General features: G+C 59.7%; 11 protein-coding genes. 3 read left to right on the forward strand and 8 right to left on the reverse strand.

Annotated elements, in window-relative coordinates; all coding sequences use genetic code 11:
- Positions 1 to 522 precede the first annotated feature (522 nt).
- From BQ17_RS06515 to BQ17_RS23225, 8 genes are all read right to left on the reverse strand, one after another.
- Positions 523 to 996, reverse strand: a complete 474-nt coding sequence (locus BQ17_RS06515) for a toxin-antitoxin system HicB family antitoxin (protein WP_089725413.1) — start codon at positions 994 to 996, stop codon at positions 523 to 525.
- Positions 986 to 1288: a type II toxin-antitoxin system HicA family toxin gene (locus BQ17_RS06520; protein WP_089725428.1), complete on the reverse strand. Its 303-nt coding sequence runs from the start codon at positions 1286 to 1288 to the stop codon at positions 986 to 988. Before BQ17_RS06520 ends, BQ17_RS06515 begins: the two co-directional genes overlap by 11 nt.
- A gap of 83 nt (positions 1289 to 1371) precedes the next feature.
- Complete coding sequence (gene sbcB / locus BQ17_RS06525) at positions 1372 to 2850, reverse strand: exodeoxyribonuclease I (protein WP_089725415.1); 1479 nt, start codon at positions 2848 to 2850, stop codon at positions 1372 to 1374.
- Positions 2851 to 2868: 18 nt separating this feature from the next.
- A complete protein-coding gene (gene rplS / locus BQ17_RS06530) occupies positions 2869 to 3210 on the reverse strand; it encodes a 50S ribosomal protein L19 (RefSeq protein ID WP_089725417.1) in 342 nt (113 codons plus the stop codon).
- A 19-nt stretch (positions 3211 to 3229) separates the two neighbouring features.
- The gene (trmD, locus tag BQ17_RS06535) at positions 3230 to 3973 is read right to left on the reverse strand and encodes a tRNA (guanosine(37)-N1)-methyltransferase TrmD (RefSeq protein ID WP_089725430.1); all 744 of its coding nucleotides are present in this window, start codon (positions 3971 to 3973) and stop codon (positions 3230 to 3232) included.
- An 18-nt stretch (positions 3974 to 3991) separates the two neighbouring features.
- A complete protein-coding gene (rimM, locus tag BQ17_RS06540) occupies positions 3992 to 4501 on the reverse strand; it encodes a ribosome maturation factor RimM (protein ID WP_089725419.1) in 510 nt (169 codons plus the stop codon).
- Between the two features lie 31 nt (positions 4502 to 4532).
- Positions 4533 to 4850: a 30S ribosomal protein S16 gene (gene rpsP / locus BQ17_RS06545; RefSeq protein WP_089725421.1), complete on the reverse strand. Its 318-nt coding sequence runs from the start codon at positions 4848 to 4850 to the stop codon at positions 4533 to 4535.
- Positions 4851 to 5575: 725 nt separating this feature from the next.
- Positions 5576 to 5710 carry a hypothetical protein gene (locus BQ17_RS23225; protein ID WP_256091502.1) on the reverse strand — a complete coding sequence of 45 codons (135 nt, stop codon included), beginning with the start codon at positions 5708 to 5710 and terminating at the stop codon, positions 5576 to 5578.
- 403 nt (positions 5711 to 6113) lie between these two features.
- Here BQ17_RS23225 and BQ17_RS06550 point away from each other — a divergent pair, with 403 nt between their 5' ends.
- The 3 genes from BQ17_RS06550 to BQ17_RS06560 are packed head-to-tail and all read left to right on the forward strand — an operon-like array spanning position 6114 to position 11430.
- A complete protein-coding gene (locus tag BQ17_RS06550; RefSeq protein WP_089725423.1) occupies positions 6114 to 10565 on the forward strand; it encodes a GAF domain-containing protein in 4452 nt (1483 codons plus the stop codon).
- Between the two features lie 7 nt (positions 10566 to 10572).
- A complete protein-coding gene (locus BQ17_RS06555) occupies positions 10573 to 10995 on the forward strand; it encodes a response regulator (RefSeq protein WP_176722326.1) in 423 nt (140 codons plus the stop codon).
- A gap of 12 nt (positions 10996 to 11007) precedes the next feature.
- Positions 11008 to 11430 (forward strand): hypothetical protein, encoded by a 423-nt coding sequence (locus BQ17_RS06560; RefSeq protein ID WP_089725426.1) that lies wholly within the window; start codon positions 11008 to 11010, stop codon positions 11428 to 11430.
- Positions 11431 to 11610: the final 180 nt, after the last annotated feature.

Here is an 11610-nt window from a genome sequence, read left to right on the forward strand (position 1 = left end):
TTGGCCGCTCACTTTCCGGCCCATTTAACGCCAGGACGCAATGGCGCCAAGACGCAAAGTTTCTTTGTTCTTTCTTTGCGTCCTTGCGTCCTTGCGTTTTTTCGCAATTTCCGTTTTTTCGCGAACTGAGCCACTACCAGAAATCCTTGACGAATACGAAGGTCTCCAAACAGAAGATATTCAAGCTTGTTTGCTCTTTGCGTCACTATCCTTGTCAAGGATGCCGCAGGCTAGCCTTGGATGTCGGGTTACGGCGCGTTCAGCCTCGGTTGCCTACACCCGCATCGCAAGGCGCGCCTAACCCGACCTACAAGACGACCGCTGCTCACGGACTTGGTGCCGGCACGGGCTACGGGTGTCGAGGCCGTGCGGCCCGCTCGTTCCTGTCCTCCCGAAACTTCAAACCTACCAAACGCCACGGGTTCCACCGCAATGACAAACGCTGCCGGTGACGCTTAACTTAATGGCATTGGGCTCGGTGGATGTCGCGTCCGTCGCAAGCAGAGGTTATGAATCTCAAGGCTATCGATAACCTTTTGCAGGATCCGGTTTATCGTTGACCCCGAGCCGCTGCTCGTTCGAGACTGCGACGGGGCCTCGACCACCGCTTTTCCCTGACGATAGGGCCTCGTGACGACCGCCGGCCGCGAACCCGGAGTAATAACTCAGTATGTTCACCAAATGCTGGTTGAGGCTCACGCCTTCGGAATCGGCGGCTGCAGCGAGCGCACGGTGCAGGCTCTTCGCCAGCCGCAGCGTCACCCGACCGCTGTAGTCTTCGGCCGGAACCATTGCCGCAGGCATAGCAAGCCCTTTCTCCGCGCAGACCCCGGCAGTGGTCTCAATCGCATCCAGTGCAAGCCGGTAGGCCTCTTCGAAGGTCTCTCCGTACTCGACGAGATCCGGCAGTTCTTTCACCCGCGCCTCGTAGAGGATCTCACCCTCGAATTCGCCGCAACGAACCGTGATGTTGTAAGCGTGCGCATCAATGTTCATCTCTCGTCTCCAGGAAACTCAATAATTCAGACTTATACCGAAGCAACAGCTTACGGATCTGCTTCACATAGGCCGGCTTGATCTCAGGATTGCGACCATGGCCACAGGTGAAGCTTGCGGAGAAAAACCCCGCTATATTTTCGTGGAATACGATCTTGTGCCCCTGCTTCCTGCCGTCCCGCACCTCGAATCCCAGACCATCGAGAAGATCCACCATGTCCCGACAGCGCATTGCGGCCTTAGCGGACTCCAGGGTGTCGAGGAAGGCTTTGAAACGATCCTCGCTGTTCATATGACACCATATATAGTGTCTAATTTCATCTTTGTCAAGGCTTTTGCCCTCCTTAACTTTGAACCGCAAAGGCGCAATCGTGCTCACCGGCTGTCACGCGGCTCGGCACCATCCACAAGGGGCACACATCCAGCCCTGTCCATCACCCGCCCCGCCCACTGCTCGAGCGCGTCCAGCAGGGCAAGCCGCTGCGGGTCTCCGGTCGCTTCCGCGCCTAGCTCGGTGAGGCGTTTCCGATATGTATCCAGGGTGATGCTGCCGCCGGAACCGGGACCAGTCAGGCGTTGCGCACGGTAGGCGTCCCAAGCCTCCTGCTCCTTCGGCGTGAGGGTATGCGGCCAATTGCGGGCCCGGTAGCGCAACAGCATCTCGGGTAGGCGCAGATCCTCGAACGCGAACCGCGCCACTGCCAGCTCCTCGGGTCCAAGCCCACGCAGACGCGCCATCTCCCGGCGGTCGGCGTCGGGGAAGAAACCGCCGGAGTAGAGCATCAGATCCGGATCGGTCTCCGGCTCGAAGGTCGCCATCCTGTGGACCTGCTGTATTTTGTCCGCCAGTCCGGGTGTGGCTTTTAGATTCCGCGCATGACGTTCGACGACAGCAGTGTCGATTTGCCAGCGTTCGGCAGCCTCCACCGTTAGGGTGTTCATAGGGGCCAGGATGGGACAACGGTTGATGTGGACTGTTTTCAGGGGAATCCGCGCCACGCCCTCGGGCAGGTCTTGGGCGCGGCTGAACAGGCGGCGGTGGAGCTCCTCGGGGCCCAGCTTCAGCAGGGGGTCCGGGGATTGGCGCAGATCGAAGCAGATGATGCCGTTCCGGTTGACCGGGTGCCGCGCCACCGGCAGCACGGGAGCGATACAGCCCAGCTCCGCCGGATAGCGGGCGGAGACATGGAGCAAGGGACTGCCCCGATCCAGCAGGTCCGCCGCCCGGTGTTTGGAACGCAACGACAGGGCATAGTCGAAGAGGCGTGGTTGACACGCCTTGAGCATCCGCGCCAGGTCGATAGTGGCACGCACATCCGCCAGGGCATCATGGGCATCCGCGTGCTCGATGCCGTTGGCGGCGGTCAGCCGTTCGAGTGCGAAGGATACGATTCCGTCCTCTCGCCGGGGCCACTCGATGCCCTCCGGGCGTAGGGCATGTGCGAGACGCAGGGCATCGATCAGGTCCCAGCGGGAGTTGCCGTTCTGCCACTCGCGGGCGTAGGGATCGAAGAAATTGCGGTAGAGAAGGTTGCGGGTGACCTCATCGTCGAAACGGATGCTGTTGTAGCCCACCCCACAGGTACCGGGCCACGCCAGCTCGCGCTGGACGGCATCCGCGAACTCGGCCTCGATCAGTCCCTCGCGCTCCGCCCGCTGGGGCGTAATGCCGGTGATGAGACAGGCCTCGGGATGGGGGAGCAGGTCGGGCGCCGGACGGCAGAAGAGGACCCGGGGCTCACCGACCGGATTCAGGTCCTCGTCGGTACGCAGACCGGCGAACTGGGCAGGACGGTCCCGCCGCGGATCGGGGCCCCAGGTCTCGTAGTCGTGCCAGTAGAAGCTATGGCTCACAAGGATGGGGGATAGGTGTCAGATCTTCTCCTTGATCCGCGCCGCTTTACCGGTACGGCCGCGCAAGTAGTAGAGTTTGGCCCGTCGCACCTTGCCCCGACGCTTGATCTGAACGCCGGCCACCGCGGGACTGTAGGTCTGAAAGACGCGCTCCACTCCCTCGCCGTGGGAGAGCTTGCGCACGGTAAAGGCCGAGTTGAGGCCGCGGTTGCGCTTGGCGATGCAAACGCCCTCGAAGGCCTGCAGACGCTCGCGGTTACCCTCTTTCACCTTGACCTGTACCACCAGGGTGTCACCGGGCGCGAAGTCCGGGACATCAGGGTTCATCTGTGCTCGCTCGAGCTCATCAATGATGTTCATAGTCCTCTCGCTCCTGTGCTCATTCAGCGTCCCGATGGGCCTGGATAAATGCATTCAACAGCACCTTCTCTTCGGCACTCAATCCCCTGCGCTCCAGCAATTCCGGGCGCCGCAGCCAGGTACGCCCGAGGGCTTGCTGCAACCGCCAGCGGGCGATGGCCTGATGGTCGCCGCTCAACAGCACCTGGGGCACGCGCGCTCCCGCGACCGTCTCGGGGCGGGTGTAGTGCGGAAAATCCAGCAGGCCGTCGACGTAGGAGTCTTGCCGGGCCGAGTCCTTGTGCCCCAAGGTCCCCGGTAGGAGGCGCATCACCGCGTCCATGATCACCATGGCGGGCAGCTCGCCCCCGCTCACCACATAGTCGCCGATAGACCATTCCGCATCTACATAGCGCTCCACCAGCCGTTCGTCGATCCCTTCGTAGCGGCCGGCGATCAGGATCCAACCGGGTTTGGCGGCGATCTCCGCAAGCGTGTCCTGAACCAGGGTGCGGCCCTGGGGCGTCACATAGGCCACCTCACTGTCCGGGGCAGCGCGTTTGGCATCCTCGATGGCCGCCTGTAGCGGCTCCATCTTCATGACCATACCCGGCCCCCCGCCGTAGGGCCGGTCGTCCACCGTGCGGTGGGGGTCCCGCGTGTAATCCCTCGGGTTCCACAGATGCAGCTCCGCGCTACCCCGTTCCAGCGCGCGTCCGACCACACCTTGCCCGGCGAGGATCCGGAACAGATCCGGGAACAGGCTGATGACATCGAAACGCACAGCCCCCATCCTCGATCCTTAAAACTCCGGGTCCCAATCGACCCGAATCCGGCCCAGATCGAGATCCACCTCCTTGATGACCCGATCCCAGAGGAAGGGCAACCATCGCTCCCGATCCCCATTGACCACCAGCACGTCGTTGGCGGCGGTCGCGAACACCCGGTCGACCCGACCGAGGGGCCTAGCATCCAAGGTCTCGACGCTCAGCCCGACCAGGTCGGCCCAATAAAACTCATCGGCCCCGAGCCGTGGCAGCTGATCGCGGCGAATCCTGATCTCTAACCCCACCAAGGCCGCGGCTTGGTCCCTGTCCTCACAAGCCTCCAACCGGGCTACCAGGCCCTTGCCGTGGGGCCTGCCCGCGGCCAGTTCCCGCGGTTTGTGCCCTGCACCGAGATACCAAGGTTGATAGGTCAGGATGTTGTCACGGGGTTCGGTCTCCGAGAAGACCTTCACCCAACCCCGCACGCCGTAAAGGCCCGAGATGCGGCCCACCACCAGCAGCCCCGGTGGCGCCTGGTCCTCCATCCCAACGCCGGCTGAGCCCCGTCGATCCGGGTCAGGAAGCGGCCGGCCCCTCGGCCTCGGCAGGCTCCGCAGTGGACGGCATGGGTGGTGCGACGACCTCAGCGGGCTCGGCGGCCGATTCCTTCAGCAACTTGGCAACCCGCTCGGACGGCTGGGCCCCGCGGCCGATCCAATACTCGGCGCGCACCCGGTCGAGCCGCAGTCGCACCTCGCCGCCGGTAGCGATCGGATTGAAGAAGCCGATGCGTTCGATGTAGCGACCGTCACGCTTCAGACGCCCGTCAGCAACGACGATCTGATAGAAGGGGCGTTTCTTAGCGCCACCTCGGGACAAGCGAATCGATACCATGTTCAGCCCTGATCCAAACAACCACGCGCAGTGTATGCAAACTATTAATTATACATGAGTCAGACCCAAAGAATGCAAGCCCTGAACTAATTTGATCAGGGCCACCGAATAATACTCACTGCTAAAACAAGCGCTTGACCTGGAAGCGAGTCGGGTAGTTGGGCAAAAACCCTAGTACCCCGTTTCAGCAAAATTTTCCGGTAAAACCAGTCTCTGTCATCTCGACCGAAGGGAGAGATCCTTGTCCCGAGCGTAGCGAGGGATCTTTGATGGTGAGACAACCACAAAGTCATAAGATCCCTCCTTCGTCGGGACAAGGATTTCTCGCTTCGCTCGAAATGAAAACCAGCAAAATTGGATGAAACTGGGTGCTAGGATACGGTGAGCGTCTGCCTACCGCTCCAGGAGGATATCGCAAAAGGCACTGATCTTAACCCTTTGACCCCCTCTCCTCGGCCCCCTCGCTGCGCTCGGGGCAGGCTCTCTCCCGCCGGGAGAGGGGCTTTTGCGACACCCTCGTGGGGAGAGGGGCTTTGAGAGCTCGTAGGGCGGGTCAGGCGCGTGCGCCAAGCGCCGCGCTTGCCGCGGCGGTGGGCGCGCCGTCACCCGCCGGATGGCGGCCTGTAGGTCGGGTCAGACCAAGCCCCGTCCCGACGCAGGAGGGAGCCTGGCCGCCACCCGCCAGATGTGGCTGACATGCGGCGGATGGTGCAAGCTTATCCGCCCTACGCGGGCTTAATGACATTGGCTTGTTCGGTAGCCTCAACCGGTAGCTTCAAAATCAGGCTCCGGTGGACACCCAGCGCCTCCGCCAACGCCTGCTTGCACCCGAAGAGCTGAATCGCCTCCGCCTTGGTCATGTCTGCTGCCCGCGGAATATGAATATATTCACACCCGGTATAGCATACGGACCGATCGCTCAAGTAGTTTTGTGAGTATGAACACATTCGGCGATCGGGTTGCCGCCGCGGTAGTGGTTAAGGTTTAAATGGAAACAGCGCCACTAGCAGGGTGTTGGGCACGCCACAAGTTGCACTCCCTCTCCCTCCGGGAGAGGGTCGGGGAGAGGGGATCAAATAAAAAAATGGGGCGGGGTTAATGAACTGCTCCACGCTAACCATTTAAAAATTTACCATTACCGCCGCCGCAAGGGAACGAGTAAATAGGATCAGATCGACCGGCCTTCCGGTATCCGCTCATCTCGCGACTATACAGCACAGCAACGAGTACGACGCCTGTCGTCGGCAATAGGAGTAAAAAACCATGGGCACAATCGCTTCAAACGATGAATTCGATCAGGTGGAACCGGTTTTGGATGCCCTGTGCGAGCTGGCGCATGAACTCGTGGGAGCCCCCGTTGCCATCTGGGTCAAGAATACCCAAGGCGGGGCCATCGTCCCCCGCGGCCAGGCAGGGGTGGGACTGGAGGCCCTGACCGAGGCTATCGCTGATATTGAGGACGGCAGCTTGGTTGCCAGGGTCATTGCGAGCGGCAAGGAGGCAGCCATCCCGGACATCCGCCAGGATCCAGTATTGGCTCGCTGCCGATCGCTTGCAGCCAAAGACCGGCTCGGTCTGCTCGCCTTCCCGGCCCATTGGCGGTCGGAGACCCTGGGCGCAATCGGGCTGTTTGTCCCAAAATCGAACGAGCTACCGAAGGATTTCGGTCAATCCATACGCCGACACCTAGACAGGATCGGTATTCTCGTCGGAGAACATGCCGGTCGAGTGCGACGAAGATGGTTACTCGCAACGGCCACCCGCGCCGTCGCCAGATCTTTAGATATCAACGAGGCAATGCGTATTATCGTCGAGGTCGCCCGGAAATTGACCGATTGTGATGCCAGTGTCCTCTGGTTGCTGGATAGCCGAACCAATCGATTCACACTCGGTGGCCGTTCCGCAGGTCTAGAGTGGCCTGTCAGCAGGCCCCGGAGTAAGGGTGGGTTGACCCGCGCGATCCTTGAGCAAGGCGAATCCATTCGGATCGATGATACACACACGGATAAACGGGTCCGTGAGGGGCTGGTGAAGCGAGGGGTACGCTCCCTGATCGGGGTACCGATTAACCGACAAGACAAAACCATCGGTGTCCTGTTTGTCAATTCTCTACAGCGGACCCATTTCATCCCAAGCGACGTCTCCGTACTGGAAGCCGTCGCCGGACAGGTCTCCGCCGGCTTGGGTTGGGCCCGCCGGGTGCTGACCTCGATGGACGAGGTGGAGCGGGCCGTCGCTCGACTCTTCAGGCTGGAGGACACCTTGCGCGACCTCTGTGAGCGGATCCAGGCTGAAACGGGCTTCGACTATGTGGCGGTGCAACTGGTGCGTCCCGAGGAGCGGACCATCGAGACCGTATTCGGCACCGGTGATACGGACTGGACCGGAATCGCCAAGCATGCCATGGATACCAAGAAGGAACTCAGAGATATCCAGGTGGATGTGGTGCGCAGCCATCCTCGACGTATCGAGATAATCCATGGCCAGGACCCCCGTTTCGATGCCTGGATTTATCAGCGTTACAGCCATCAGGACTATGTACGGGCCTGGGTCCCCATATTGTTGGTGCGGGATGGGTCGGGACGCCTGGTCAAGGACTGGTGGCGGGATGCCCACTGGCAGGAAGGCCCTGAAAAGCGGCTACCTGAAGGCGGATGGCAGTATGCCTTAGAGCTGCAGGCCAATATCGAGGAAGGTTACCCTTGGGTCTATCCCCTGGGTACCCTGGATGCAGGCTACAAGGACCCGAATAGGCGCATTACCCCCGAGCAAGCGCGGCGGTTGGCCGATCTGGTAAGCGAGGGCGCCATCAAGGTTCGTGTCACCCAGCTGCCCAGCGTCCTCGAGACCGTGGCCGACGGGCTCCGGCGCATCCTCCATGCGGACGCGGCCAGTCTCCACTTCTCCTATACCCCGAACCCGACGCGCCCGGAGAGATTCACCTATGAAGTGGCCGTCGGCGACCACGGCCTGCGGTTTTTCCACCGAGCCAAGCCTGGTCACCACCGCCTGGGCCATGCGGCCATCGAGCACCGGCGGCCCAGGTTCGTGCCGGACGAGAACCGTGGCGAGAAAGACGACGCCGTCAAGGAGCTGGCACCGAACCTCTATGAGCAGGGGGTTAAGGCGATTGCCGCCTTTCCCTTGGTGGTGGATAGGCGCAAGAGCATCCTCTATGTCTATTTCCATACCGACCATTGTTTCACCGAGGACGAGATCCGCTGGGGAGAGACCTTTTCCCACAAGGCGGAGAATGCCATCCGCAACGCCACCCGGGAGCTGCGTGGCCGTGACCAGGCCCGCTATCTCACCAACATGTACAACATCGCTCATATGATGGTGACGACAGCCGAGCCGGACCGGCTCCTGAACGACATCGCCGGGTATGCCGCCAATATCCTCGCGGCCGATGTGGTGACCATCTACGAATACCTGGAGTCGAAACAACGCTTCTCCTATCCACCGGCCCGGGCCGGGCGTTTGATCGATAGCAAGGCGGCTCATGGAACCGTCCCGGAGAATGCGGTTCGGATCATCGAGGATAGGGAGATTCACTATCTCGATGACTGCCTGGAGGGTCCTGAAGTAACAACAAAGGGCAATAGTAATTTCGTAGTTCGGGAGGGGATCAAATCCCGCATTCTCTGTCCACTGCAGGACCGAGACAAGATGGTTGGGGCGATGTTTGTCAATTACCGTGTCCCGCGGCAATTCGGTACGGATGACAAAGAGGTCCTGGTGCCAGCCCTAACGGCAGTGGCTGCTCTAACCATCCGGGCGACCCGTAATCAGGAGCAAATCAAACAAGACCTGCACCGAAAGAACAGAGAACGAGACGCCCTGCGTCGGGTAGATCAGGCCATCGTCACCGGCGCGCCTGACGAGCAGCACGTCATGGAATTGATCCTCAAGGAGGCCATGGATATCACGGACGCGAAGGCGGGCTCCTTTTTCCAATATGATCCTTGGCAGAAGAGGCTCGATGTGGTTGCCCAGTATGGGTTTCCCAAAGAAGGCCAGTTTCACCGCCAGAATCTATCCCAGGGTATTATTGGACAAGTGGCCCGGACCCGAAAGCCAGTCCTGGTCGAGGATGTCACAGCTCCCGAATGGCAGGGTATCTACTACCGAGTCTTACCCGAGACTCGGGGCGAGCTTGCCATTCCCTTACAGGATGAGAATGGCCTGTGGGGGGTACTCAATATGGAGCACCCCCAACCGGGCGCCTTCGGGGAGGACGATCTCGGCCTGCTGGAGACCTTCGCCATCCAGGCGATGATTGCCGTCCACAGCGTAGATCTCTACAAACGGCTCGAACGCCAGATCCGGCCCCTGCGTTCCCTGAGTGTCATCTATTCCCGCATCCAGGATCCGCAGCATGACCTCGACACCATTCTGCGGCTGTTGTTGACCGGGGTGACGACGGGTGCCGGGCTCGGCTTTACCCGTGCCCTGCTATTCTTGAATGATGAGGGAGAAAACGACGCGGTCTACGGCAGGATGGCGATCGGAGCTAAGACGCAAAAGGAGGCGGACGCTACCTGGAAATATCTCAAGATTCAGGAAAAGCAACTCCTAAATGGTCCTGATGACAAGCTCGACTGGTATCTGGGACAGGCCGAGCAGTTTCAAGCCGAGCTCCGTGCGGGAAAAGCGGATGACCATCCCTTGAGTCAGGCAACCCAACGACAGCGGTTTTCCGCGCGGGAGCTGGGCGGCGCCTTCCATCGTTGCCTTGTGGAGCGAAAAGCAGTCATCGTAGGAGATAGCATGTCCGATCCCTTCCGTATCATCCTCCGCAAGATCACCGGCACCGAGGAGGGGAACCACGCATTCGCCTGTGTCCCCTTAGTGGGTCGCGCCAAGACGGAAGGGGTCTTGATGGTGGATTATCGGTTTCTGTGGGAGGAGCGGGAAATCGATGATAAGGATCGGATCAGCCTGGATGCCTATGCGGGGGTAGCGGCCATGGCAATCGAGAACCTAAACCTGCGTAAAGAACGAGAGAACGCCTGGCGGGATTCCGCGTGGCGGTATTTTGCCCGCCAGACCGCACACAGTATCGGCAACCGGATCGCCCAGGCCGAGGGATCGGCCTTTGTCCTACAAAGCTCGCTGGGAGACGTGGCCGGTGAGGACAGCAAGGTCTTGTTCGAACGGCTTCAGGAGGAATTCGAGATAGCCAAAGAGTTGCTCACCCGCTGGCGCAATCTGTTGAAACCCGCCAAACTCGATCTGCAGCGGTTGGACCTGGGATATCTGCTGAAAAAGGTTGAGCGAGAAAATCGTGACCGACTCGGCGGGGTACGCCTTATCATCGACCTTCCTGAACCGTCCATAGAGCTCATGGGTGACGAGCTCTTGCTTACGGACACCTTCGCGGAGCTGATTAAGAACGCGCTGGAGAGTATGGCAAGTGAGCCGGTGACCGATCCATCCATCGTGATCCGCGCCCATCGAGAAGAAAGCAGTGACCAGCTATGTATCGAGGTGGTCAATCCGGGTCCCGGAATCCCTGAACAGTCCAAACAATCGATCTTTGAGCCCTTTTCGAGCACCAAGGGCAAGGGGAGAGGGCTGGGGCTGGCAACCATCAAACAATCCATCGAGGCCCACGGGGGTACCATCGAGGAGACGGGCACGCCGGGCGAGGCCGCTCGTTTTGTCATCCGCCTTCCCTTGTTAAACGCCGAAATTCCAAACAACAGGAGGTGAAATGACCATGTCAGAAGCTCAAACATTAGTGTTAGTGGTAGACGACGAACCTGATCTCCTTGAACAACTGAAGTTCGTCGCATCCAAGACTACCGGGGGCCAGGTATTGAAGGCGGCGAGCGCCATGGAGGCCATCCGGTTGATCGAGGAGAAGGATTTCGATCTGGTTATTACCGACCTGCGCATGGAGACAGACGAGGCCGGCTTGGACGTGATCAAGGCGGCCAGGGAAAAGGATCTCTGGACCCAGGTGATTCTGGTAACTGCATATCAGATGCCCGAGGTTATTGCCAAAGGTGCCTACGACTATGTTTCCCGAACCGACTCCGGCAACTATCTCCAGCGCTTGGAAAAACTGATCCCACAAGCACTGGAACGTCGCTGGCGGAAGCAGAAGGAAGAGGCAGACGCGAAGGTCGGGACTTACTAGGGGAAAGATCGGATGACCAAACCAGGTAACGAAGAAAAGAAGACGATACAGTTCTCAGTTAACTTGCCAAAGTCCCTGATCGGTTTGGGATCGGAAGTTACTCAGGCGATTAGAGATCCATTCTTGGTCTTTTTGATCGTTTTGGCCCTATTGGTATCCGGGGTGCTTTGGTTGTTTCCTGAGTACATGAAACATCTTCCCCTACTCTACACATACATTGCCTTGGTTGTAGTACTCGCAGGGTTTGGGATGTGGGCCCATCGTGCCACCATTCGGCAGGAAAAGGATAGCCTCTTGGTAGAGAAGAATAACCTCTTGATAGAGAGGGAAAGGTTAGCGGAGGAATTGCGGAATACCTGCGATGACTATCAGCATTGCCTGGAACGGCTTGCCAAGCGAGTGGCAGCAACCAAGACCCGAGCGACCCCGTCATGAAAAAAGGGGCGTCGCATTCGAAGCAGCAGGGTTTTGAGTGGATTAGACACCAATGCCATTAAGTTAAGTTTTGTAGGTCGGGTTAGGCGCGCCTTGCGATGCAGGCGTGGACAACCGAGGCTGAACGCGCCGTAACCCGACATCCCAGGCTGGCTCCCATCATCGTCTGTCGGGTTACGG

It is taken from the genome of Candidatus Thiosymbion oneisti (assembly GCF_900092655.1).
In the GTDB taxonomy this organism is placed as follows: Bacteria; Pseudomonadota; Gammaproteobacteria; order Chromatiales; family Chromatiaceae; genus Thiosymbion; species Thiosymbion oneisti.

Bases quoted from the DNA above. Each gene is read 5' to 3' on its own strand.
- BQ17_RS06515 (WP_089725413.1), bottom strand. From the start codon at position 996: ATGAACATTGATGCGCACGCTTACAACATCACGGTTCGTTGCGGCGAA.
- BQ17_RS06520 (WP_089725428.1), bottom strand. From the start codon at position 1,288: ATGAACAGCGAGGATCGTTTCAAAGCCTTCCTCGACACCCTGGAGTCC.
- rplS (WP_089725417.1), bottom strand. From the start codon at position 3,210: ATGAACATCATTGATGAGCTCGAGCGAGCACAGATGAACCCTGATGTC.
- rimM (WP_089725419.1), bottom strand. From the start codon at position 4,501: ATGGAGGACCAGGCGCCACCGGGGCTGCTGGTGGTGGGCCGCATCTCG.
- rpsP (WP_089725421.1), bottom strand. From the start codon at position 4,850: ATGGTATCGATTCGCTTGTCCCGAGGTGGCGCTAAGAAACGCCCCTTC.
- BQ17_RS23225 (WP_256091502.1), bottom strand. From the start codon at position 5,710: ATGACCAAGGCGGAGGCGATTCAGCTCTTCGGGTGCAAGCAGGCGTTG.
- BQ17_RS06550 (WP_089725423.1), top strand. From the start codon at position 6,114: ATGGGCACAATCGCTTCAAACGATGAATTCGATCAGGTGGAACCGGTT.
- BQ17_RS06555 (WP_176722326.1), top strand. From the start codon at position 10,573: ATGTCAGAAGCTCAAACATTAGTGTTAGTGGTAGACGACGAACCTGAT.
- BQ17_RS06560 (WP_089725426.1), top strand. From the start codon at position 11,008: ATGACCAAACCAGGTAACGAAGAAAAGAAGACGATACAGTTCTCAGTT.